At 63.9% G+C, this 22,580-nt stretch carries 17 protein-coding genes and 4 pseudogenes; 8 read left to right on the top strand and 13 right to left on the bottom strand.

The window, feature by feature from the left end; translation table 11 throughout:
* Positions 1-3: 3 nt before the first annotated feature.
* On the bottom strand, positions 4-465 hold the full coding sequence (locus AB0N24_RS23980) for a hypothetical protein (protein WP_364130032.1): 462 nt from the start codon (positions 463-465) through the stop codon (positions 4-6).
* On the bottom strand, positions 462-2,960 hold the full coding sequence (locus tag AB0N24_RS23975; RefSeq protein WP_364130029.1) for a nitrate reductase: 2,499 nt from the start codon (positions 2,958-2,960) through the stop codon (positions 462-464). Before AB0N24_RS23975 ends, AB0N24_RS23980 begins: the two co-directional genes overlap by 4 nt.
* A 161-nt stretch (positions 2,961-3,121) precedes the next feature.
* On the opposite strand from AB0N24_RS23975, the gene AB0N24_RS23970 reads away from it, so the two are divergent.
* On the top strand, positions 3,122-3,661 hold the full coding sequence (locus AB0N24_RS23970) for a hypothetical protein (protein WP_364130026.1): 540 nt from the start codon (positions 3,122-3,124) through the stop codon (positions 3,659-3,661).
* Between the two features lie 211 nt (positions 3,662-3,872).
* On the opposite strand, the gene AB0N24_RS23965 is transcribed toward AB0N24_RS23970, so the two are convergent.
* Positions 3,873-4,127 (bottom strand): hypothetical protein, encoded by a 255-nt coding sequence (locus AB0N24_RS23965; RefSeq protein WP_364130023.1) that lies wholly within the window; start codon positions 4,125-4,127, stop codon positions 3,873-3,875.
* 383 nt (positions 4,128-4,510) lie between these two features.
* On the opposite strand from AB0N24_RS23965, the gene AB0N24_RS23960 reads away from it, so the two are divergent.
* Together AB0N24_RS23960 and AB0N24_RS23955 are read left to right on the top strand one after the other, a co-directional pair.
* Positions 4,511-4,873 carry a helix-turn-helix transcriptional regulator gene (locus AB0N24_RS23960; protein ID WP_364130020.1) on the top strand — a complete coding sequence of 121 codons (363 nt, stop codon included), beginning with the start codon at positions 4,511-4,513 and terminating at the stop codon, positions 4,871-4,873.
* The gene (locus AB0N24_RS23955) at positions 4,873-6,222 is read left to right on the top strand and encodes a permease prefix domain 1-containing protein (protein WP_364130017.1); all 1,350 of its coding nucleotides are present in this window, start codon (positions 4,873-4,875) and stop codon (positions 6,220-6,222) included. The genes AB0N24_RS23960 and AB0N24_RS23955 overlap by 1 nt, the downstream gene beginning before the upstream one ends.
* A 37-nt stretch (positions 6,223-6,259) precedes the next feature.
* On the opposite strand, the gene AB0N24_RS23950 is transcribed toward AB0N24_RS23955, so the two are convergent.
* The gene (locus AB0N24_RS23950) at positions 6,260-7,015 is read right to left on the bottom strand and encodes a GAF and ANTAR domain-containing protein (RefSeq protein ID WP_364130015.1); all 756 of its coding nucleotides are present in this window, start codon (positions 7,013-7,015) and stop codon (positions 6,260-6,262) included.
* Between the two features lie 149 nt (positions 7,016-7,164).
* On the opposite strand from AB0N24_RS23950, the pseudogene AB0N24_RS23945 reads away from it, so the two are divergent.
* Positions 7,165-7,278 (top strand): annotated as a pseudogene (locus AB0N24_RS23945) (recombinase family protein); the annotation flags it as partial.
* A 364-nt stretch (positions 7,279-7,642) separates the two neighbouring features.
* Positions 7,643-8,674, top strand: coding sequence for an NADPH:quinone reductase (locus AB0N24_RS23940; RefSeq protein WP_364130013.1), 1,032 nt, complete (start codon positions 7,643-7,645; stop codon positions 8,672-8,674).
* 358 nt (positions 8,675-9,032) lie between these two features.
* On the opposite strand, the gene AB0N24_RS23935 is transcribed toward AB0N24_RS23940, so the two are convergent.
* From AB0N24_RS23935 to AB0N24_RS23925, 3 genes are all read right to left on the bottom strand, one after another.
* Complete coding sequence (locus tag AB0N24_RS23935; protein ID WP_364130010.1) at positions 9,033-9,845, bottom strand: biosynthetic peptidoglycan transglycosylase; 813 nt, start codon at positions 9,843-9,845, stop codon at positions 9,033-9,035.
* A gap of 176 nt (positions 9,846-10,021) precedes the next feature.
* Positions 10,022-10,300, bottom strand: coding sequence for a hypothetical protein (locus AB0N24_RS23930; protein ID WP_364130007.1), 279 nt, complete (start codon positions 10,298-10,300; stop codon positions 10,022-10,024).
* Between the two features lie 120 nt (positions 10,301-10,420).
* The gene (locus AB0N24_RS23925) at positions 10,421-12,106 is read right to left on the bottom strand and encodes a hypothetical protein (protein WP_364130004.1); all 1,686 of its coding nucleotides are present in this window, start codon (positions 12,104-12,106) and stop codon (positions 10,421-10,423) included.
* Positions 12,107-12,794: 688 nt separating this feature from the next.
* On the opposite strand from AB0N24_RS23925, the gene AB0N24_RS23920 reads away from it, so the two are divergent.
* Positions 12,795-13,268 carry a DUF805 domain-containing protein gene (locus AB0N24_RS23920; protein ID WP_364130001.1) on the top strand — a complete coding sequence of 158 codons (474 nt, stop codon included), beginning with the start codon at positions 12,795-12,797 and terminating at the stop codon, positions 13,266-13,268.
* A 385-nt stretch (positions 13,269-13,653) separates the two neighbouring features.
* On the opposite strand, the gene fdhA is transcribed toward AB0N24_RS23920, so the two are convergent.
* The 3 genes from fdhA to AB0N24_RS23905 form a co-directional block, all read right to left on the bottom strand.
* Positions 13,654-14,874, bottom strand: a complete 1,221-nt coding sequence (gene fdhA / locus AB0N24_RS23915) for a formaldehyde dehydrogenase, glutathione-independent (protein WP_364129998.1) — start codon at positions 14,872-14,874, stop codon at positions 13,654-13,656.
* 371 nt (positions 14,875-15,245) lie between these two features.
* Positions 15,246-16,661, bottom strand: coding sequence for a ferredoxin reductase (locus AB0N24_RS23910; RefSeq protein ID WP_364129995.1), 1,416 nt, complete (start codon positions 16,659-16,661; stop codon positions 15,246-15,248).
* Positions 16,658-17,959 (bottom strand): aromatic ring-hydroxylating dioxygenase subunit alpha, encoded by a 1,302-nt coding sequence (locus AB0N24_RS23905; RefSeq protein ID WP_364129992.1) that lies wholly within the window; start codon positions 17,957-17,959, stop codon positions 16,658-16,660. The genes AB0N24_RS23910 and AB0N24_RS23905 overlap by 4 nt, the downstream gene beginning before the upstream one ends.
* Before the next feature lie 161 nt (positions 17,960-18,120).
* Here AB0N24_RS23905 and AB0N24_RS23900 point away from each other — a divergent pair, with 161 nt between their 5' ends.
* Both AB0N24_RS23900 and AB0N24_RS23895 read left to right on the top strand, forming a co-directional pair.
* Positions 18,121-19,053 carry a LysR family transcriptional regulator gene (locus tag AB0N24_RS23900; RefSeq protein ID WP_364129990.1) on the top strand — a complete coding sequence of 311 codons (933 nt, stop codon included), beginning with the start codon at positions 18,121-18,123 and terminating at the stop codon, positions 19,051-19,053.
* Between the two features lie 38 nt (positions 19,054-19,091).
* Positions 19,092-19,249 (top strand): annotated as a pseudogene (locus AB0N24_RS23895) (leucine zipper domain-containing protein); the annotation flags it as partial.
* Positions 19,250-19,407: 158 nt separating this feature from the next.
* Here AB0N24_RS23895 and katG read toward each other — a convergent pair.
* From katG to AB0N24_RS23880, 3 genes and pseudogenes are all read right to left on the bottom strand, one after another.
* Positions 19,408-21,702, bottom strand: a complete 2,295-nt coding sequence (gene katG, locus AB0N24_RS23890) for a catalase/peroxidase HPI (RefSeq protein WP_364130113.1) — start codon at positions 21,700-21,702, stop codon at positions 19,408-19,410.
* A 222-nt stretch (positions 21,703-21,924) separates the two neighbouring features.
* Positions 21,925-22,035, bottom strand: a pseudogene (locus tag AB0N24_RS23885) (DUF6457 domain-containing protein); the annotation flags it as partial.
* Positions 22,036-22,367: 332 nt separating this feature from the next.
* Positions 22,368-22,580: pseudogene (locus tag AB0N24_RS23880) on the bottom strand (BCCT family transporter); the annotation flags it as partial.

Here is a 22,580-nt window from a genome sequence, read left to right as displayed (position 1 = left end):
CTGTTAGGGCGCCGCGACGAGCGCCTGGGGGGCAGCCTGCTTCATCCGTGTCTGTAGCCAGCGCAGCTGGGTGGAGGTTTGTGCGTCGCACTGCCGAACGACGGCGAGCAGCTCGTCGTCGCGCAAGGCGGATCCGGCTTGTTTCACCATGGTCCAGGTGATGTCCACGAGGCAGGCCAGAAGATACAGGTCTTGGAGGTCGCGCAGGAGGCCGACCGGTCCGCTGCGTGTGGTGGACAGGCCGTCGGCGTGAAGCCGTTCGGGTTCGTTGCCCGGGGTGACTTCACCATATCGCTGTCTTAATGGCTCGAGAAGGTCCCGGTGGTGGTCGCATTGGCTGGCCAGGGTGTGGCACAGGAAGTGAATGTCAGGCTCGATGCCGTGGCCTTGGGCCACCTGGCGGAAGGATTCGGCCAGTGTCTTTTCGGCTTGGCGGAGCATGCCCAGATAAATGTTGAGGTTCATGGGCGGCGCTCCTGGGCGTTGGTGTTGGGATCGAGGAACTGGCCCGGCATCCGTGGGAAGGTCTCGGTGGCTTCCCCGTCCGGACCCCCTGCTGTCGGCGGGACCTGCTGGGCGCCGGAGTGGTCGGTGGGCCTGGACGCTGTGGTTGTCGGCGCTGGCGCGGCACCGGAGGCGTCAGCGATCTTCTGCACTTTTACTGCCGCATTTTTGAACATCGGTTGCTTGGACACGGGGTCCCAGTCGGTCAGGGTCAGTTCGTTGGCTGCTGTCGGGTGCTGGCCGGGGCTGCCGCCGGTGTCCCAGTATCCGTAGTGGAACGGGGCGAACACGGTGCCGGGCCGGATCCCGCTGACCCGGGCCGGGACTTCGATCAGGCCACGCCGGGAGGATACCCGGACCAGGTCGCCCTCGGTGATGCCGAGCCTGTCCGCATCAACGGCTGCCAGTTCCACCCACGGGCCGGGCGCGGCGGCCGAGAGCTGCCGGGACCTGCCGGTCTTGGTGCGGGTGTGGAAGTGATATGCGGTACGGCCAGTGGTGTACCGGAACGGGTATTGCCCGTCGGGGTCCTCGTGCGGGGGATGGTAGTCCGCCGTCTTGAGGAAGGCCCGGCCGTCCGGGGCCTGGGCACGAAAGGCCTGCTCACCGACGGTGGCGCCGGTCAGCAGATCGTGGCCATAGTCTTCGCAGTAGTCAGGGTCCGTCGGGAATGTACCGTCCTCGTATAGCCGGGTCCTGCCGTCAGGGTTGTCCTCATTGCAGGGCCAGGGGATTCCGCTGCCGCCGCGCAGTCGCCCGTAACTGATGCCCGTGTAGTCGCAGGGCCGGCCGCGCGAGCAGGCTTTCCACGCTTCGAACGCGTCCTCCGGTCCGCTCCAGGGCAGTAGCGGTGTGCCGTCCCGGGTGGTGAATCCCATCCGGCGGGCGTAGTCGAGAAAGATGTCGAGGTCGCTTCGGGCGTCTCCGGGCGGATCGACAGCCTGGTCGGAGAGATGGACGGTGCGGCTGGCGTTGGTGAACGTCCCGGTTTTCTCACCCCAACCCGCCGCCGGGAGGACCACCTCCGCGTACTGTGCTGTCTCCGTCAGATACAGGTCCTGGACCACGAGGAAGAGTTCCGGTTTGGCGAGGATGTCCCTGATCCTGGGCAGTTCCGGCATGGACACGGCGGGGTTGGTGGCGGAGATCCACAGCAACCCGATGGAACCCTGCTCTGCGTACCGGAAAATCTGCATCGCATGCGTCGGCGGTGCCCAGTCCGGGATGATCGCCGGGTCCACGTTCCAGAGTTCGGCAAGCTCGTCAACGTGTTGTGGGTTCTCCCAGTTCCGGAACCCCGGCAGGTCGCCGTCCGCGCCGCACTCCCTGTTGTTCTGCGCCGTCGGCTGGCCGTTCATTTGCAGGATCCCGCAGCCCGGCCGGCCCAGCATGCCTCGCAGCAGGTGCAGGTTGTTGACCTGACAGGAGGCAGCTGTGGCCTGCGAGGACTGATAAAAGCCCTGAAGGACCGTGGACAGAACCCTGCCTGAGGTGCCGAAAATCCGGGCCGCTTCCTCAACGTCAGCGGCCCTGACATCACAGACGACCGCGGCGGCTTCGGCCGTCCAGGGCGCCACTGTCTCGCGGAGGGCCTCGAGCCCAAGGGTGTGGTTCTGTACGTAGCCGGGATCGTCCCAGTGGTGGTCAAGGATTTCGTGGGTTAGTGCGTTCATCAGGGCGAGGTTGGTTCCGGGGCGGAGAGCGAGGTGAACGTCCGCGTGGCGCGCGACTTCAGTGTCCCTGGGGTCGATGCACACCAGCTTCGGCCGGTCCTGGCCTGCCAGACGATCCAGAATCCGCGACCACAGCACCGTCTGGGTTTCAGCCATGTTGTGACCGTAGAGGAAGATGGCGTCGCAGCTATCGATATCCTCGTACGCTCCAGGCTGCCCATCGGCACCGAAGGTCTCCTTCAGGGCCGCCGCTGCCGTGGCCGTGCACAGGCGCGTGTTGCCGTCCATGTGCGGAGTGCCGATTCCGGCCTTGCCGATGACAGCGAGAGCGTAGTACTCCTCAAGAAACAGTTGGCCGCTGGTGTAGAAGCCGTGGCTGAGCGGCCCCCGTTCGCGCAGCAATTCGGTGCTGCGCCCGACGATCCTGTTCATGGCAGTGTCCCAGTCGCACTCCACCAGCTTCCCCTTGGCGCGGATCAGCGGCCTTGTCAACCGCTCCCGGCTGGACATGCCCTGCCGGCTACCGAAGAGACCCTTCGGCCCCAGCCTTCCATGATTGACCAGGTCCGCCGCTCGCCCGCGGATGCCGACCATCGCTCCGTCCTTGACCGCGATATCACAGGCGCAACCGTTGCTGCACAACACGCACGCCGACTGCACCCACGAGTCCACCTCATCTTCAGCCACCGCCGCGTCGAGTGCCTGGTCAACGCGGATCGGCCAGTGCCCGTCACGAGCATAGGGTGTCCGTGTCCCCCAAATATTCGCAATCCGGTCCACCACGGGCCCTCCTTTTTCGCTGTGCCGCCAAGTTGGGTGCTGCAAGCCTTACAACAGAATTATCAGCACCCTTATGATTAGTCCATAGCGTTGCCAACCCTGGCGGCCGCCGACCGCGTGCCCAGACCGGGCGAAGCGGGCCGGTCGACGAGAAAGGCATGATCATGAACGCGGGACAGCACGGTAGCAATACAGGCGGCAGGAGCGAGACAGGCGGCGAACGTTCGTTGGCGGCTTACCTGCACAGCCACTTGATCGCCGCGGCGGCCGGTGAGCGTCTCTTCAAGCAGGCCGCCAAGTCCTGGGAGGACTCGCCCCACGGCCAAACCCTTGGCCGGCTATGGCTGGAAGTAACTGACGATAAAACGGCCCTCCAGGGCATCACCGACGGTCTTGGCCTAACCGTCCCCGCCTATAAAGAGCCTTTCGCCTGGATCGGCGCGCAAGTTGCTTCCCTTGGCCCGCTCAATCCGCTGCACTCAAGGACAGGCGCTCCCGGTCAGCTGGAGCTCGAAGCCCTGATCAGCGCGGTAACCGGCAAGTCACTTCTCTGGAAGACATTGGCCCTCCTCGCCCGCAGCGATACACGCATCGGGCAGGAGAGGGTCACCAACCTGCTGGCACGCGCGACTGGGCAGCTCCGCGAACTCGAGGAGATTCTCTTGGAAACCGCTGCGGAACGGTTTACCGACGCAAGCCAGTGACGACGCCGGACAGAAAGCCACGTCATTGTCGGGGTCGACACCGGGGATATCGGCTCTGACGACTTGCGTGGTGCCGTCCCGGTATTCCTCAATCCGTAGCCAGGAGTCAGTTTCGCCCTGTAGGAAGCGGCGGACGTGCCCGGGGACTTCAAAGCCACTGCGGGGCGAAATGTTGTCCATCCGTTGGCGGGCCTACGGATCCAGCGGATAGTCAGGCCGTTGCCGGGTAGCTGGCCAGGATGTAGTCCGCTGCGGCCGGACCGATCATCCGCCGTCTGCTGGTGCGCAGATCGATCCCGCGGCGCTTCATCGCGGACCGGAAGGCGATGTCGCTTACGGGGGTGATGTTCTGGAGCAGGCACCAGCTGGTGTACAGGCCGTAGAGACAGTCCGGGCCCAGGGGCCAGCAGGTTTCATCCGGAACGGTGGCGTCGAGGAGGAATCGTTCGAAGTGCGAGGTGGCCATTTCGGGCTCTTTTCCGCGGGTGCATCAGTGTGCCACCGTTCGGCTACAGCGGCTCTCTTTGCCGCCGTGCACCCGGCGGTAAAGGGTCCCCACCCAGGAAGGGTGAACAGGACTGATATGAATTTACAAAATGTCGGCGTGCCTGTCCAGAGCACGAAGCGGCGCACCACGGAGCGTTTGACCTGACAGGATGGCGCCGCCATCTGGGGTGTCCACGAAGTCACCGGGCAGGATCTAGCATCCAATGCGGAACGTTCCTCCAAGGAGTACTCCAATTGCAATCCTCAGCCGGGCGCCTCAAAGGGGCGCGCCGCGTCCTCGCCAACTTTCATACCTAGAGCTTCTATGTTTGATACCCTTCAGTTCTAGGTATAGGAGGCGCGGTGCGCATTGATAAAGACCTGGTCGCTGCATCGGCCACCCCGCTTGTTCTGGGCATCCTGTCGGACGGGGACCTGTATGGCTACGCAATACTCAAGCGGGTGAGTGAGCTGTCAGGCGGTGGCATGCAGTGGACCGAGGGGATGCTCTACCCGCTGCTGCACCGACTCGAGCGGCTCGGCTTCGTATCGTCGTTGTGGGGTACTTCCGACGCCGGGCGCCGGCGCAAGCACTACGCAATCACGCCAACGGGCCGGGAAGCACTCGCCGACCGGCAGGAGCAGTGGACCGTCGTCGCAGACGCGCTGCGCCAGGTGTGGCAGACCACGCCCCGGTTCCCTGCCTCGGTGGAGGGGTGGGCGTAATGGAGTCACACGCTGAGCTGGAGGCCCAGATCGACCGGTGGCGCGGATTTGTTCAGCGTAGCCAGGCGATCTCCCCCGCGGACGTTGTCGAGCTGGAGGACCACCTGCGCGAGCAGATTTCCGACCGGCGAGCGACCGGCCTGGATGATGAGGAGGCTTTCCTGGTCGCCATCAAGCGCCTAGGCAACCTCGACGCGGTCTCCCACGAGTTTGCCCGCGAACACTCCGACCGGCTGTGGAAGCAGCTCGTCCTGGTTCCGGAGGGTTCCGACGACGCCGGCACGCCACCCTGGCGCGAGCTGGCAGTCGTCCTTGCACTGGCTGTCGGGGCGGGCCTGGCGGTCAAGGCTGGCCTTGCATGGATCAACGGAGGCGAAGCACTGATGCGCAACGTCGGCCTGCTCGTCTTTCCTTTCCTGGCCGCGTACTTCATGTGGAAGCGCCGATTCTCCGTGGCGGTGACGGTGACACTGTTCGTCCCCTTCGCCGTTCTGGCAGTCGCGCTCAACCTCTACCCGTTCGCGTCAGGCGGATCCACCGGGACGCTCGCCGCACTCCACGCCCTGGTAGTCCTGTGGCTGCTGGCCGGAGGGGCCTACGTCGGAGGGAGGTGGCGGTCGGACCGGCGACGCATGGACTTCGTCCGGTTTACCGGTGAGCTTGCGATCTACTTCACGCTACTCGCGCTCGGGGGCGCCGTCCTGATCGCGCTCACACTCGCCACCCTCCGGATCATTGGCGCCGACTTCGAACCGGTTCTGGAAGACTGGATCCTGCCGTTCGCGGTGCCCGGGGCGCTTGTGGTCGCGGGCTGGCTCGTCGAAGCCAAGCAGCAGGTCGTCGAAAACATCGCGCCCGTCCTCACGCGCGTGTTCACGCCCTTGACGGTTGTCATGCTGCTGGGGCTTCTGCCCCTGCTTGCCACCGCGGGTGGCTTCGTCGACATCGACCGGAATCTGCTCATCCTCATGGACGCAATCCTCGTGCTCGTGCTCTGCCTGCTGCTCTACTCGATTTCCGCCCGCGACTCACTCGCTCCTCCCGGGCTGTTTGATGCCCTGCAGTTGGTCCTGGTGGCCGGGGCCCTTGGTGTCGATGCCGTGATGTTGACGGCGATGATTACGCGCATCGCCGAGTTCGGCTACAGCCCCAATAAGATCGCCGCGCTTGGCCTAAACGTTGTACTTCTGGTCCACCTGTTCGGGGCGGCATGGCTCGCCGTCGGATTCCTGCGCGGCCGGCGACTGTTCACCGCCGTCGAGCGCTGGCAAACACGATACCTGCCGGTCTACGGCGCCTGGGCCGCCGTCGTAGTTCTGCTCTTCCCGCCCCTGTTCGGGTTCGCCTAGTCCTTGGCCCCCGGCTTGACGCCGTTTGAACACGTCCTTACGCGTCGAAGTGCGTCCTGACTGTTGGGTCCTGTGAAAGCGAAGCGACCACTGATGCGGCGATGTCCCGGAGTTTGACGTTGCGGGTGCTGGAAGCGATTTTCAGGATCTTCATGGCCGTCTCCTGGCTGCAGCGGTTTTGCGCCATGATGGCGCCGGTCGCCAGATCGATGGTCGTCCGGGATTCCATAGCAGCAGTGAGGTGGGCTTTCGCCTCGGCCAGCTGGCTGATCCGCACGGCCAGGCGCAGTGCTTTAGAGGCATGATATGAATACGTTTCGACCATGCTGATGTCGTCACCGGTGAAGCCATGGGACCGGGTGGAGTACAGGTTAAGGCCGGCTTCCGCTTCCCCCGCAAGGAGCAGCGGCACGGACAGGCTGGATCCTACTCCCGCCTCCAGCGCGGCCGCGGTGTAGGCGGGCCAGCGGTCGTCGCTAGTCAGGTCAGGGATATGCACGACGAGCTGCCGGCGGATCGCTGTCAGGCAGGGCCCATCGCCGCTACTGTATTGGGTTTCATCCAGGCGGCTCGCCTTTTCTTCGCTACTGGCGACGGTCACTGGTTTCTTTCGCTGAATCAGCGTGATGCTACAGAAGGCAGTGGCCGGGTCGGCCAGGGTGACGGCGGAGAACTCGGCGAGTTCGTCCAGCATCTCCTTCACGTCCGAGGTTTTCAACACAAAATCCTGCAAGTGGTCGACGACGAGATCCGGGGGCAGCAGCTGTGGTTGGTTGGCGATGACTGGCCTCATTCCGCATTGTGCCCTGACAACAACCCTTGACGGGGGCACCGGAGGACGGCGACGCAGCGCGTGCGGCTGTCTTTTGAGTATGCTCCGCCTCTCCTGCGATAGCCAGCAGGTCCCCGTTGCCACGGCCTGGTACCGCTGCCGGACCAGATGCTGTCTCCCTAAACAACAAACTGGGGATCGCCCGGGACGGTCGCGCGAAGGGACGAACCGCGGAAGAAGCCGGCCGCCTCGTCGGCTGGAGCCGCGCAACGCCCTACCGCCATCTACACACCGGGTTTCGGCGGCAGCCCAGTCAACTCCTTGCATGGCATCTCGCCTCCACCACCGGAGCGAGTGTTCTGCCGTTGATCCTTTTGTGGCTCCCTCATTACATACTCCTGCTGGCACGCCTTCATGGGGCCGCAAGTTTTGTGTGACCTGACCGTCAACCCCGCCAACCGCTCACCGAGACGGTGATCGGATACCGGTTTATGCCTTAGGTACGCGCGCGGGTGCCCGGATCAGCATCTCAAATCCTTTGGGACAGGCACCGGGCATGGAGGGTTCCAGGGCCAGGAGTTACCGTTACCCGCATCAGGTCCGGCACGTGGCGGGAATTTTCGGTCGGGGCCGGCGTTGGGTCTGAGTATGAAAGCAATCGTGTATCGTGCCACCGGCGATCCGTCTGTTCTCGAGCTCGCCGACCGCGAGAGCCGCGACCCGGGCCGCGGGGAGGTGCGCGTACGGATCATGGTCTCCGCGGTGAACCCCACCGACTGGAAGTCGCGCCGCGGCGCCAAACCGGGCGAGCCCTTGCCCTTCGCGGAGGTCGTGCCGAATCAGGACGGCGCCGGAGTGGTGGACGCCGTTGGACCCGGCGTCGGGCATCTCCGCGTCGGTGACAGGGTTTGGCTGGCCCTGGCCGCCTACCAGCGTGCCGACGGCGGGACAGCCCAGGAGTTCGCCGTCCTGCCGGCCGAGCGGGTCTTTCCGCTGCCGGAGAACGCCGGGTTCGATCTCGGCGCAAGCCTGGGCGTTCCCGCGATCACCGCCCACCGGGCCCTGACCATCGCCGAGGACGGCCCGCGGCGGCTGCACCCGGGAACCTTGGATGGCAAAGTGGTTCTCGTCGCGGGAGGGGCCGGCGCCGTGGGCCATGCGGCGATCCAGCTCGCCAAGTGGGCCGGCGCCGTTGTGATCACGACCGTGAGCGGGCCGGCGAAGGCTGCGCTGGTCACGGCTGCCGGCGCCGATCACGTCATCAATTACCGGGAAACTGATGCTGCCGCGGAGATCCGCCGCATCGCTCCCGAGGGCGTTGACCAGATCGCGGAGGTGGCACCCGCGCAGAACGCGGAACTTGACCTGGCAGTGATCCGCAACCGCGGCTCTATCGCGGTCTACGCCAACAACGGCGGCGATCAGATGAGCCTGGACGTGCGCAGGCATTTCAGCCTCAATGTCCGCTATCAGTTCGTGCTGCTCTACACCGTTGGCATGGCGGCGGTGCAAGCCGCCGCCGAGGACATCAATGCGGCCATCGCCGCCGGCGCCCTTCCGGTGGGAGAAGCCGCAGGTCTGCCGCTGCATCGCTTTGACCTGGCTGACACGGCTGCGGCCCACGCGGCGGTGGAAGAGAGCATCATCGGCAAGGTGCTGATCGATGTGTCAGCGGGCTGACCGAGAACGCATCGGGAGCCTCGCGGGAGTCATCACGCCGTGCAGCCGAGGAACTGAGCGGGCCGAGCAGTCCGTGCGGCGGACGGGGAGCGATCCAGAAGGCCTCGGCCTCCGGATCTAGGTCCCGGCCCCCGGTTTCCGGAGCGAGGAACCCGGCGGCCGAGCCCCTCACGGCATGGCTTATCAGGATTTTTATGCACCATACGTCGAAAGCGCCTCTGGCACTAGGCCATGATGATGAGACGAACTGAGTCGTTGATCGACCGCGGCAGGTGATGCTGCCCTTCTCGGAATACGGCTCCCTTCAACCCCGAGGCCGACGAGAAATATCGTCATGATGGTCCCGGGCGGTGCTGAGCTACTGAGTAGCCGATGCCAGCGTCACCCTCACACTCTCTGGCATAGTCGAGCACGCATCAGGGTTGTTCCGCTTTGCCCTATGGTCAGCTGCTTGATCGGTGATGCCGATTGTCCCGACGGCTGCCTCCCAGCCGCCGAGTCCTTCCAGCTGTCCGGGTATCCGGACGTTAGCCGCTTCCTTGACGTTTTTCCAGACCAAGCTATCTACTTCCCTGTTGAGGTAGATGCCGCCGTCCTTCAAACGCCGTACCCGGTTCGGAAAAGGCAAGACGCCAATTAACTGCGCGGCCTCATACGGCGTCATCTCGAATGGGGCATGGCCAAAGTAGTACCAGGTTGCCGCGCAGATGCCGTAGAGATTAGGGCCGAACTGTGCATAGTTGAGGTACAGCTCCAAGATGCGCCTGGGCGACAGCGTTAGACTGAACTCAGCGGCAAGGCCGGCCTCCAAAGCCTTTCTAAATGCGTTCTGATCCGGCCATAGATAGATGTTCTTGGCGAGCTGTTGGGGGATGGTTGAACCGCTGGGATCTTTCCCGCCCTCCAGAAATGCCATAACCCTGGCGTTGAAGTCATCGAGATCGAAGGCGCCCTCGCGGGTGCCGAGCTGCTGATCCTCATGGGCGATTGTCGCCGCCAGAACATACCGGCTCATGTGGTCGATCGAGACGAACTGGTACGCAACCGGCTCGCCTTCCTGCAGCATGTAGGAGGTGCGCGGGGGAGTGAGCCAGATGAACGAAACGGCCGCAGCTTCTGTGATGATGACCAGGGCGACGACGAGTTTGAGGAACCAGTCAGCGACTTTCAAGACGCACCCTTTAATCTTCCTCGTAGATAGTTCATGAGGAAAGGATGAACCAAGGGTCTGACAATGCGTGAAGCGTTTTTTCTAAGTTCAACGCTGATCGCCGGACTGCGTACTGAGGTACTGCCTCGACGAATCCTAGGGCGACGTTTCCCTGGCCAAGAGCACCGCGGTCCTGTTCAAATTCCGCCGACCTCCTCGTCAAGAAGATCGAAGACCGCGCCCTCGACATCAAGGTCAGGAACGGCACTGAGGCCGATGCGGATATGGGCCCTGTGATCAGCGCCGAATCCCGCGAGTTCATCGTTAGGCGCGAGTTCATCGTTAGGACTGTCACGGAGACCGAGCCGGGCGTGGAGATCTTCGGTCCCGTCCGGTGGTGGTCCGGGTGGAGGACCTGCAGCAGGCATCAACCTGATCAACGCCAGCCCGTTCGGAAACGGAACCGCAATCTTCACCTCATCGGGGGAGCTTCGTACAACTTCCCGTCCAACTAAGGATTACGTCGGGGAACCGCGCTTGCTTCTGCGGTTCCCCGACGGGCTCCAGTTCGCATTGTGAGTTGGACCCGGCACAGCCTACTTTCGGGCCGGCAGCACGAGCTCGCCGGACTTGTCCGTTGACAAGGCGAGGGAGGAGATGAACCGGGGTTCGCCGTCGGGCCCGTCCTGACCTGAGCGGAGCATGTCCGGGCGTTCGAACTCAAGTCCCGTGACGTGGCAGAGCAGTTTTGTATCGCTCGGGTTGCCGTCGGCGTCGAACATTGGCAGGTCAATGCCGTCGTCCGTGCGCCGAAGGTAGTAGCGGCCCTGCGTCGCCAGCGCGAGGACTGGCGGGAGTATGAGCGCCAACGCCACGGCGAAAATCGGGGAGTACGGCTGGACCCCGGCGCCGAACGCCCCGAAGAACACGGCGATGGAAACTCCGGCCGAGACCAACATGGACACGAAGCCAACCGGATTCACTGCGTGGAGCATGCCGCGGCGGAATTCGGGTACCTTCGGCGAGATCTTCAGCAGGTACTTGTTGATGGCGATATCCGAGGCCACTGTTACCACCCAGGCCATGGCGCAGTTCGCGTAGAAGCCGAGGATCGTATTCAGGAATTCGAACATGTTTGACTCCATGAGTATCAGCGCGATGACCAGGTTTACCACCACGAACACCATGCGGCCCGGGTAAGTCTTGGTGATACGGGTGAAGCTGTTGGTCCAGGCCAGCGAGCCTGAGTAGGCGTTGGTGACGTTGATTTTGATCTGTGAAATGACCACGAGCACCACGGCGAGGGACATCGCCAGCCACGCGGGCATCATCTCCTGGTACACGCCAAGGAACTGGTGGACGGGCTCGTTGGCGTGGACGGATGCTGCGGGATCGAGGGTGGCAATGAGGTAGATGGCAATAAACATGCCAACGATCTGCTTGATGGCGCCGAAGATGACCCAGCCCGGTCCGGCGAGGATCACAGCACGCCACCAGGCGCCCTTGTTTTCGGCGGTCTTGGGCGGCATGAAGCGCAGGTAGTCGATTTGTTCGGCGATCTGGGCCATGAGTGAAAGACAAACACCGGCGGCCAGCATCACCGACGCGAGGTTTGTGCCATCCTCACCGGAAGCGCCGGTATAGGCGAAGAAGGCGTCGATGCTTTCCGGGTGGGACAGCAATAGGTAGCCAACGGGAACCACCATGAGGAGCAGCCACAGGGGAGTGGTCCAGACCTGCAAAGTGGCCAGTGTCTTCATTCCGTAGATCACCAGCGGAATGATGATGATCGTGGAGACCGCGTAGCCAAGCCACTGCGGGACTCCGAGCCCCAATTCCAGGCCTTGGGCCATGATGGAGCCTTCGAGGGCGAAGAAGATGAATGTGAAGGTCGCGAAGATGACGTTCGTCACCACCGAACCGTAGTAGCCGAATCCGGACCCGCGCGTGATGAGGTCAAGATCGATGTTGTAACGGGCCGCGTAATACGCGAGCGGGAAACCCGTGGCGAAGATGATCACGGCGGCCACGACGATGCCGAAGATGGCGTTCACCGTACCGTATGCGATGCCGATATTCGCGCCGATGGAGAAGTCGGCCAGGTATGCGATGCCACCCAGGGCACTCGTTGCCACAACCCCGGCGCTCCATTTCCGGTACGAGCGAGGAGCGAACCGGAGCGTGTAATCCTCCAGGCTCTCCTTTGCTGCGCTCATGGCGTCGGCGTTACCTGCCGTCGTAGTCGGCTCCAGTGTTCGGGTACTCGTCAGCTGCTCGCTCATGCGTCATCACTTTCGTTGTGGGTGCGTCGTCGCCCCTGACACTAACCACGTGCGGCGACGACCCGATCACCACCATGTTTCACACCTGTAACTTCTGACCCATGCATCCCGCGGTCCTCGAGCATCGAGGAGTGGCCGAACGCTGACGATCGGCCGCCGCCACCCGTTTTGAACACAAACACGACATAACGGCCGCTATCAGTTGCCTGCCGCCAGCCAGTCGAGCACCTCTTGGCCGGGGAAGAGGCGGACTTGCGGTCGGCTCTGCTGCGCCGTTGGTGGCCCGTGCTCACTTCCTGGAGGCCGGCGTCTTGCACATGTCATCGGCAGCGTCCGACTTTCCCATAGTTAAGCAGGATCTGCACTTGCGATCGCTCTTTTTTGATCCGCGTGAAGTATGTCGCCGCCCAGCCGAACGTTCAGCATGGGCACTTCTCCCCAAGTTCCTGCCACGGATGGATGGATAAGCCCCTATACGATGTCTATCGGCGCCGATTGGGGGCGGCAGCATCTGGGCAAATCTTGGCCCGCCGGTCAGGCGGGTTCATCTCGCCGGCAATGCCGCTGCGGCACACATCTTACGACTCATCCCTTTGTCGCTTGGGCTGCTGCGCCGCATGGACGCCCATCGACCGACCACAAACGTCACACGACCACAAACGTCACACGACCACACATGGAGAACCGCATGACCTACGCACCGCAACAACAGTATGTCGAGTCCATTGATGTGCCCCTGTGGGCACCCCTCTACGGCGCATCCGCCCCGGACGCCGTCATCAGATTCTTCAAGAAGTACGCCACGTTCTCAGGCCGCGCCAGCCCCAGCGAATACTGGTGGATGATTCTCGTCAACGGTGTTGTCAGCAACCTGTTCTACCTCCTGGCTATGCTTGCCGGAGTCAACGATGCCAACGTTGCATCGGTCATCGCGCTTGGTCTCCTGTTCGCCTGGACGCTGGCCACGCTCGTCCCCGGAGTGGCGCTGGTTGTTCGCCGTCTGCATGATGCCAACTACAGCGGGTGGATGGCGCTCCTCGGCCTTATTCCACTCGTCGGCGGCATTGTCCTCCTCGTGTTCGTCCTGACGGGACCCAAGCCGGAAGGCCAGCGTTTCGACCATCCGGGCAACGTCCAGGCGCAGGTACTGGTCGGCAACTGAACCACCCAACACAGAAGGGCCCGTCTTCGGACGGGTCCTTCTCATTTGTGGCCAGCGCCAGTGCTGCTGAGCCGTTCCTCAGCCTTGGCCTTCTTCCGACTTTCTCGGCATTCCGGGGCCCCGGCACGCAATGGGGCTTGCCGATCCATTTCGCATGTCGGTTGGGCCCGAGGCACTCCACAGATGCGCGCCTGCTACGTTTGCTTCCGTCAAATCTGCGCCATGCAGATCCGCTGCCGCAGATCCGACCCGCGGGCCCAACGGATCTCCAGCGGCGGGTGGTTTCATTGTCAACTACGACGCGGTCGTTGCACCACCCACACTGTCTGGGTGGTGCAACGACCGCTCTATCCTGCCTGTAGAGAACCCCTTCCTTTACCTCGGACTAGTTGCTGAGGTAGCCGTTCGGGTCCAGGACATACTTCGTGGCGGCTCCGGCATCGAATTCCGCGTACCCGCGCGGGGCGTCCTGGAGCGAAATGGCCGTGGCGTTGACCGCCTTGGCGATGTGGATCCTGTCATGCAGGATGGCCATCATCAGCTGCCGGTTGTACTTCATCACCGGGCACTGGCCGGTCGTGAAGGAGAGGGACTTTGCCCAGCCGGTGCCCAGGGACAGGGACAGGCTGCCCTTCTGGGCCGCCGCGTCCGCGGCACCCGGATCTCCTGTGACATAAAGGCCGGGAATGCCCACGGACCCGCCGGCGGCGGTGAGGTCCATCAGCGAATTGAGCACGGTGGCCGGCGCCTCCTGGGCTGCGGTGCCGTGTCCGTGTCCACGGGCCTCGAAACCGACCGCGTCGATACCAGCATCGACCTCCCGGACGCCGAGAAGCTGCTCGATCTGGTCAGCCGGGTCGCCGTTGGCCACATTGACGGTTTCGCAGCCAAAGGATCGGGCCTGGGCCAGGCGATCCTCATTCAGATCCCCCACGATGACCACCGCGGCCCCCAGCAGTTGGGCGCTGGCCGCCGCGGCAAGCCCCACGGGACCGGCCCCGGCAACATAGACGGTGGAGCCGACGCCGACACCTGCCGTGACAGCACCGTGGAAACCGGTCGGGAGGATGTCCGAGAGCATGGTCAGGTCCATGATCTTCTCCAGGGCCTGGTCCCGGTCGGGGAACCGCAACAGGTTCCAGTCCGCGTAGGGGACCAGGACGAACTCCGCCTGCCCGCCGACCCATCCGCCCATGTCGACATAGCCGTAGGCGGACCCGGGACGGTCGGGGTTCACGTTCAGGCAGATCCCGGTCTTGCCCTCCTTGCAGTTCCGGCAGCGCCCACAGGAGATGTTGAAGGGGACCGAGACGATGTCCCCGACCTTGATGAACTCGACGTCGGGCCCGGTCTCGATGACTTCCCCGGTGATCTCGTGCCCCAGGACGAGACCGGCAGGGGCGGTGGTGCGGCCGCGAACCATGTGCTGGTCCGAGCCGCAGATGTTGGTGCTCACGGTGCGCAGGATGACCCCGTGCGGGACCTTCCGGCCAACATTGACGGGATTGACGCCGGGACCGGCCTGCAGTTCAAAGGTGGGAAACGGGGTATCGATGATTTCCACGATCCCCGGCGCCTTGTATGCAACGGCTTTGTTACCTGACATTGAATGGCTCCTATGGTTGGCGATCGAACCCTCACGGGTGATGCTGGTCGCATCAGACTGTCTGTGAGGTAGTTGTGGTCAGTTTTCGTGAAGCAAGTTGGGTCAATTGATACGTGCAGCGCATATCGCTACGGGGCAACGAAGGCGTTCAGGCCGGCTGTGGCGATAGATGGGGGTTTGGTGGCCGGCATCTTGATCGCACATGCCCTCGAGCCGGTGGTGCGTTAATGTCCCGGGAAGGCACGACGTGGGCGGGGGAGCCCGGGGATCCAAAGGGGGCAAGCGATACGCCACGCGTGGCATTCTCGCGCTTGTATTCTTGCCGTGGATACAATCCCTGACGCTGTCCGGCCTAGAGCAGCTGGCAGCGGCTAGGCATCGATCACCATATCGGTCCGTGCGGTGGAGCAGCAGGGCAGGAACTTGCCTGCATCGATTTCCCGTGCCCGTATCCCGCCTTGGTGGTTCATGTCCACCTCCCCGGAAAGCTTGACGACCTTGCAGGAGCCGCACATGCCTTCCTTGCAGTTCGCACCGATCCTGACGCCCGCACGCTGGGCCACCCCGAGGATATGTTCGTCGGGGTCGATGCGCACATTGATGCCGGTGCGCATGAAGGCCAGGGTGAGGCTTCCCGTTCCGACCGTGTCGAAGCTCGAGGCATCGGGGGTCCCTGCCTCCGGCCCCACCTCCGGACTGCCGTCGGGGGCTTCAGGACTGGGCGCTTCCGGGTCGACGGTTTCCAGCGGCAGCCCCGTGGCCTTCAGGGTTCCCTCGGCGTCGTAGCCGGGCTCGTAGAGCCCGAACGCGGCGGGCTGGCTTTCGTAGTAGTCCTCGGGGGAATCGGCGATTTCCTCGGCGATTTCCTCCGCAATGTCCACTGCAAACGCGAGCTCCGCCTGGTATTCAAGGATCGTCTGGCGGTCTCCCGAGAAGAATTCCATGTAGATGGAGGTGTCGTCGACACCCACCTTCCCCAGGAGCTCCGTGGTGATGTTCAGGTAACCCTCGGGGCCGCAGGCGTAGACCTGACGGCCGTTGGCATCGGGGGCCACCTCGTCGAGCATGGCTGCCGTCAGCCTTCCGGTGAGCCCTTCCCACCCCTCGGGTATGCTGCGGTCGCCCAAGGAGTAGAAGACCTTGACGCGCGAGTCCACGGATGCGATGTAGGCCAGCTCCTTGTTGAAGGCAAAGCCTCCGGCCTCCGCTCCGTGGTAAAGCACCACCACATCGGCCTGTCCGGGCAGGGAGTGAATAGTCCGCACCATCGACATGATGGGGGTGATGCCTGCGCCGGCGGCCAGCAAGAGGTATCTTGCCCGCCGGTCGGCGTCGGGCAGGTGGAATGCCCCGACCGGTCCGAGCATCTCGAGGACGGTGCCGGGTTTGACGTTCTCGTGCACCCAGGGCGAGACCAGTCCAGTGGGATCGCATTTGACTGTGATGTCGAAGGTCCAAGGTTTGGTGGGCGAACTGGACAGCGAGTAGCTGCGGTCCACCGGATCCTGGTCCTCGCCGTTCACGGGGAAGGCAACGTTCACGTACTGGCCGGCACGGAACGCCAGTGGCGCACCGTCGGAGCGACGGAACACGAAGGTCATCATGCCGCCCACCTCGGGAACAACCTCGACACATTCGGCCATGAACTCCTGCGGATGCCAGGGACCCAAAGCACGGGCGGCACCGGCGGGTCCCTCGGTGCTGCCCATCACCCTGTTCCACGGCATCTCAAGACCGCGAATGCGCTGTGGCTCCTGGACTGCCGTCTCAGTGAGGACTTCGATCATGCCAAGTGCTCCTGCACGCGCTGCACGTACCAGTTGATGAACGCCTCCACCTGGTATTCGCTCTTCATGTACGGGCCGGGCTCGTAGGCGGGGCTGCCGGCGCCCGTCTGGCACAGCTCCACGAACGCCTTGTCCTGGAGGTTGGTCTGCTTCCAGGTGTAGGTGAGTTTCTCCAGGTCGTAGTCGACGCCTTCCACGGCGTCGTCAGCTACCAGCCAGGTGGTACGTACCAGGGTCTGGTGCTCGTTGACGGGGAAGACGCCGAACGTGATGACGTGGTCACTCTGGAAGTGGAACCAGCTGTTGGGCTGCAGGTGCATCGAGCAGCGGCCGAGGCGGAAGTCCCGCAAGTCGCCGAGCAGCTTCTTGGAGAGCCGGTGTCCATCGGGCGAGAACGATTCGCCGTCACCATCGAGCGATTCCCGTGAGATGCGGATACCCGCTATGCGCGTATCAAGCTCCTCCACCACCTCATAGGGAAGGCCATAGCGGCGGCAACGCTCCTCGAGCGAGGACTGTGCCTCCTTGTTGCGGTCCCACACTTCCTCAAGGTGGGCCGGGATCAGGCCCTCCGTCAGGCCCCAGGTGGGAAAGAGGGAACAGGCGAGCTCCGGGTGGCCGTCGCAGTGGTAGCACTCACGGTTGTTCTCCATGACGAGCTTCCAGTTGCCCTCCTCGACGATGTTCTGCTGGTAGGCGATTTTCGTCTTCGACAGATCGTGGGGTGCGAGGTAAGGCTCGAAGATCTTAGCGGTTTCGTCGAAATCCGCCGGCGGTTCGTTCGCAATGCAGACGAAGATGAGTCCGGCGACCACGCGGCTGTGGGCACGCTTGAGGCCGAAGCAGCCCTTGTCGAACTTCGTTTCCCCCGGTGCCGAGGCGTGGATCAGATTGCCGTCGGGGGAGTATGTCCAAGAGTGGTAGCCGCAGACCAGGTTTCCTGTTGACCCCGCGGGTTCGGTCAGGACGCGGGCGCCGCGGTGGCGGCATACGTTGTGCAGGACGTTCACGCCGCCGTCGTCGTTGCGCAGCACGATCAGGGAGTAGGGCCCGTAGTCGACGGTGACGTAGTCGCCCGGCTCCGGCAGTTCGGCGATGCTGGCGGCAAAGATCCAGTGCTGGCCAAAAATGGCTTCCATGTCGATTTTGAAAATCGTGGGATCGGTGTAGAAGGGGGCATCGAGGGAATATCCCTTGCGCCGGAACTCGAACAACCCGCTGATTTCCGCCAGCTGCTCTGCAGGCAAGGAAGAAGCGAGTTTTCCGCGTGAGTTGAGGGGCAAGACTGGAGCAGACATGTGTTTCCTCCCGGGAGGCGTGGGTAAGTGTGTGTTTCGTCGGGACCACGGCTGCGTGGGTGCGAGCGGCGTTGTCGAAAAACCTTGTACTCATGAGATTAGGGATGATTGAACCGCAACAAAAGCGCAAGATTTGGAAGATAACCGTGCACAATAGATGCATGATCGATGCGAGGCTCATCACACTTCGGGTGTTTGCCCGGTGCGGCACCATTGGCGCAACCGCGGAGCTCACGGGTTATTCTCCCTCCGCTGTCTCCGCGCAATTGCGGGAGCTCCAGCGCGTGCTTGGAATGCAGCTGCTGACGAAGGACGGCAGGGGCGTGCGGCTCACCGCCACGGGCCGGTTTCTCGTGGCGGGCTCGGACACGCTCATCGCCGAATGGGAGAGCCTTCGCGCCGCAGCCATGGAGGCCGGCGACCAGGTGCAGTCCCGTTTTGGCCTTGGCGGATTCTCGACGGCGGCCGCCCAGTTGCTCGCGCCGCTTGCCGCCACCCTCCGCTCAACACGCCCCCAGCTGGAGGTGCAGGTACTAGAGGCCAACCCAGCCCGCTGCTTCGATTTGTTGGTTGCCGAGCGAATTGACCTCGCGGTCATCGTCGCCATGCAGTCCGACACCTATGTTGAGGACGATCCGCGCTTCGAACAGACCGTTCTGCTCGACGATCCCCTGGACGTGATCATTCCCGCTGACCATCCGTTGGCATCGCGGGAAACGGTGACGCTCGAAGAGCTGGCATCGGAACCATGGATCACCGAGGCCGCCGGTTCCACGTACCATTCCCTGTTCACAGCGGCGTTCACGGCTGTCGGGGTGACACCGCGCATTGCCCATGAGGCCGTTGAATGGGAAACCCAGATCGCCTTCGTTGGTGCGGGGCTGGGCGTAGGCCTGCTGCCGCGACTGGCACCCCTGCGTAGTGCCGAAAACGTGGTTCGACTGCGCATTACTGGCAAAGGGAAGCCCGCGCGCCGCATTGTCGCTGCGGTGCGCAGGGGCAGCATCGCATCGCCCCTGATCCAGGAGTCGCTCGGCATCCTGCAGGTCAGCGCCAATCGGATCCTTGCCGCCCGACCCGAAGACGATCTCTGAAATCGCATGGCCGCGATTCGTTGCCGACGGGCCACCCGACGGCGGCGCGCTGGGCGCAGCGTTACAGCAAATACGGCCCGGAGGCGATGGCGGACCCCTCGAGCCGCCCGCATTTCTCTCCCGGCGCACGGCGACGCGGACTGAGCGGCGGATTATCTCCGTGCGCGTGAACCGCAGGTGGGGTCCTGCGAGAATCACACCTCACTCAAAGGTCAGACACCGGCCGTCACCAACCTCCCAGGTCAATACATCTGGTAGCGCGCTACATCAGTGGGGACCTGTATCTCAATGACGAAACGCCCCGCCCTCCGTAGATGGAGGGCGGGGCGTTCTGCGGCCGGCCGGAGGCATCGGTCAGTTCAGGTCGAAGCGGTCCAGCTCCATGACCTTCACCCAGGCCGCCACGAAGTCGTTGACGAATTTCTCCTTGGCATCGTCGCTCGCGTAGACCTCGGCCAGCGCCCGGAGCTGGGAGTTGGAGCCGAACAGCAGGTCCACCGGGGTGGCTGTCCACTTCAGCTCGCCGGTGGCGACGTCGCTGATCTCGTAGACGTTCTCCTCCACCTCCGAGCCCTTCCACTTGGTGCCGGGGGAGAGCAGGTTGACGAAGAAGTCGTTCGTCAGGACCCCGGGCCTGTCGGTGAGGACGCCGTGGGCGGAACCGCCGACGTTGGTGCCGAGGGCGCGCATGCCGCCCAGGAGCGCTGTCATCTCCGGCGCGGACAGATCCAGCATGTATGCCTTGTCCAGCAGGAGGGTCTCCGGCTGGAGCTTCACCCCCGGGCGCACGTAATTGCGGAAACCGTCCGCCCGCGGCTGCAGGTACTGGAAGGACTCGACGTCGGTCTGGTCCTGGGCGGCGTCGGTACGCCCTGGCCGGAACGGCACGGTGACGGCGAAGCCGGCGTCCTTCGCGGCCTTCTCCACCGCCGCGCAGCCGCCGAGGACGATCAGGTCAGCGAGCGAGACTTTCTTGCCCCCGGCCTGGCCGGAGTTGAACTGCTGCTGCACGGCCCCGATGGCCTGCAGCGCAGTTCCCAGCTGCCCGGGCTCGTTGATCTCCCAGCCGCTCTGGGGCTCCAGCCGGATCCGTGCCCCGTTGGCGCCGCCGCGCTTGTCAGTCTTGCGGAACGTGGAGGCCGCCGCCCACGCCGTGCCGGCGAGCTGTGCGATGGACAGGCCGGACTCCAGGAGGCTGCCCTTGAGGGATGCGATGTCCCGCTCATCAATCAGCTGGTGGTCGACGGCGGGGATGGGGTCCTGCCAGAGCTGCGGGTCCGGGACCCATGGCCCAAGCAGGTTGGGGCTGACGGGGCCCATGTCGCGGTGCAGCAGTTTGTACCAGGCCTTGGCGAACGCGAGGGCGAACTCGTCCGGATTCTCCAGGAAGTGCCGCGAGATCTTCTCGTAGGTCGGGTCGACGCGCAGCGAGAGATCGGTGGTGAGCATCGTGGGCCGGTGCTTCTTCTCCGGATCGTGGGCGTCCGGGATGATCTTCGGACCGTCCTTGGCTACCCATTGCTTGGCACCGGCAGGGCTCTGGGTGAGCTCCCACTCGTGCGCGAACAGGATCTCGAAGAAGCGGTTGCTCCATTGGGTCGGCTTGTCGGTCCAGGTGACTTCGAGGCCCGAGGTGATGGTGTCCGCCCCCTTGCCGGTCCCGTGCGTGCTGAGCCAGCCCAAGCCCTGCGCATCGAGATCGCCGGCCTCAGGTTCGGGGCCGACGTGGTCGTCAGCGCTGCCGGCGCCGTGGGTCTTGCCGAAGGTGTGGCCGCCGGCGATCAGTGCGACGGTCTCCTCGTCGTTCATCGCCATGCGCTTGAAGGTTTCGCGGATGAAGGCGGCGGCGGCGGCCGGGTCCGGATTGCCCATCGGACCCTCGGGGTTGACGTAGATCAGGCCCATTTCGGTGGCGCCGACGTCGTCCGCCATCTTGCCTTCACCGGTATAGCGTTCGTCGCCCAGCCACGTGTCCTCGGGCCCCCAGAAAATCTCCTCAGGCTCCCACACGTCCTCACGGCCGAAGGCGAAGCCAAAGGTCTTGAATCCCATCGACTCGAGGGCTACGTTGCCCGCAAGGACCAGCAGGTCGGCCCAGGAGAGCTTTTGGCCGTATTTCTGCTTCACCGGCCATAGCAGCCGCCGGGCCTTGTCGAGGTTGGCGTTGTCCGGCCAGCTGTTGAGCGGCGCAAACCGCTGGCTGCCGTCCCCGGCACCGCCGCGGCCGTCGTGGACGCGGTAGGTGCCGGCGGCATGCCAGCTCATGCGGATCATCAGGCCGCCGTAGTGGCCGAAGTCTGCGGGCCACCAGTCCTGGGAGGTGGTCAGGACCTGGATGATGTCCTGTTTCAGTGCCTCGACGTCGAGCTTTTGGAACTCCTCCCGGTAGCTGAATGCTGGGCCGAGCGGATTGCCTGCTGGGTGATCGGTGTGGAGCACGCTGAGGTCGAGCTGGTTGGGCCACCAGTCCGCGATGGTCCGCGGCCGGTGCGCCTTGGGCTGCGGCGAGTCGATCGCCGGATTCTCACTTTCGCTGCCGTGCGAGGTCACGCTGCCGTGCGCCACCGGGCATCCGCCCTCAACCTTGCTGTCCAAACCCTGGGCGCTTCCGGGGGTGGGGACCGGTGGGTGTTCCTGCCTATCAGTCATGTGCTTTCCTTCCATATGGCCGAGGCCGCGGTCGGACTCGGACAGCCGGTGCAACCCTCCTATTTGACCATGAGCGGGTGTGCGGGGAAGAGCCCCATCGGCAAGGAAACCTCCGGTTGCCTGACGCACCGAGAACCTTCGTGTTGACAGTACGCCCGCCCGCCCCGATGGGCCGCACAGGATTGGCGCCTCGGAGCCTCCCCCGGTCCATCTTGTGGTGCCGATACCGACCAGGAAGGCTGTGACCGGCGCGGCGGCACGGGCAATTGTGGCCGCTGACTTCCGGGCCAGATCCAGCAGTATTGATGCCGAGGCCGTCGCAACTATGGCCATGGCACCAAGGACTACTATTCAGACCGCGGGACGCCGCCGCAGTCAGCGGGGACCGGGGTCACTGTCAACATACGAGCCGGGGCGGGTTCCGTTGTCGTGTTGGCAATTGCAGCCCCCATCCAGCTGCAGCCGAACAGTCACTGGACTCGAGGACTCCAACTGGATATTCACGAAATCCTTCCCTTCGCTGCTAACCCGGAGAATCTGTTCTTGGTCGTGGTGCTGGGACATGTCGATAACCTTTGCTATGCGTTGGAGGTGGGTGTACCTAGGCGGCACGGGCCGGAACAAGCCGCGAGCCGCCGAGGTGGGTTGCTACTTAAGGTGCGCAGCTATTTACTGTCTGGGTCCGGATGCTGGGGCTGGACGGTTGGGATGCTCCCCGTGGGAGTCCCTCCCAGACAGTCCGAGTCGGGGCACTTTTCGGCGCAGTCGTGCTTTGTCACGAGGTCGAATTGGACGCCGCCGTGTTGTTCCACGCCGGTGCGGATGGCGCGTTCGACGACGGTTGTGGCGAGTCGCTGCCGCAGGGCGAGGGGGTCGCG

Origin of the sequence: Arthrobacter sp. NPDC093128 (genome assembly GCF_040683875.1) — a bacterium.
In the GTDB taxonomy this organism is placed as follows: domain Bacteria; phylum Actinomycetota; class Actinomycetes; order Actinomycetales; family Micrococcaceae; genus Arthrobacter.
Note: the sequence above shows the minus strand (reverse complement) of the source record. Positions and strands in the feature narration are given on the sequence as shown.

What these genes read in the sequence shown, in the direction of transcription:
- AB0N24_RS23965 (WP_364130023.1), bottom strand. Translation starts at nt 4,127, where the DNA reads ATGGCCACCTCGCACTTCGAACGATTCCTCCTCGACGCCACCGTTCCG.
- AB0N24_RS23920 (WP_364130001.1), top strand. Translation starts at nt 12,795, where the DNA reads ATGACCTACGCACCGCAACAACAGTATGTCGAGTCCATTGATGTGCCC.
- AB0N24_RS23970 (WP_364130026.1), top strand. Translation starts at nt 3,122, where the DNA reads ATGAACGCGGGACAGCACGGTAGCAATACAGGCGGCAGGAGCGAGACA.
- AB0N24_RS23940 (WP_364130013.1), top strand. Translation starts at nt 7,643, where the DNA reads ATGAAAGCAATCGTGTATCGTGCCACCGGCGATCCGTCTGTTCTCGAG.
- AB0N24_RS23980 (WP_364130032.1), bottom strand. Translation starts at nt 465, where the DNA reads ATGAACCTCAACATTTATCTGGGCATGCTCCGCCAAGCCGAAAAGACA.
- AB0N24_RS23900 (WP_364129990.1), top strand. Translation starts at nt 18,121, where the DNA reads ATGATCGATGCGAGGCTCATCACACTTCGGGTGTTTGCCCGGTGCGGC.
- AB0N24_RS23955 (WP_364130017.1), top strand. Translation starts at nt 4,873, where the DNA reads ATGGAGTCACACGCTGAGCTGGAGGCCCAGATCGACCGGTGGCGCGGA.
- AB0N24_RS23905 (WP_364129992.1), bottom strand. Translation starts at nt 17,959, where the DNA reads ATGTCTGCTCCAGTCTTGCCCCTCAACTCACGCGGAAAACTCGCTTCT.
- fdhA (WP_364129998.1), bottom strand. Translation starts at nt 14,874, where the DNA reads ATGTCAGGTAACAAAGCCGTTGCATACAAGGCGCCGGGGATCGTGGAA.
- AB0N24_RS23910 (WP_364129995.1), bottom strand. Translation starts at nt 16,661, where the DNA reads ATGATCGAAGTCCTCACTGAGACGGCAGTCCAGGAGCCACAGCGCATT.
- AB0N24_RS23950 (WP_364130015.1), bottom strand. Translation starts at nt 7,015, where the DNA reads ATGAGGCCAGTCATCGCCAACCAACCACAGCTGCTGCCCCCGGATCTC.
- katG (WP_364130113.1), bottom strand. Translation starts at nt 21,702, where the DNA reads ATGACTGATAGGCAGGAACACCCACCGGTCCCCACCCCCGGAAGCGCC.
- AB0N24_RS23925 (WP_364130004.1), bottom strand. Translation starts at nt 12,106, where the DNA reads ATGAGCGAGCAGCTGACGAGTACCCGAACACTGGAGCCGACTACGACG.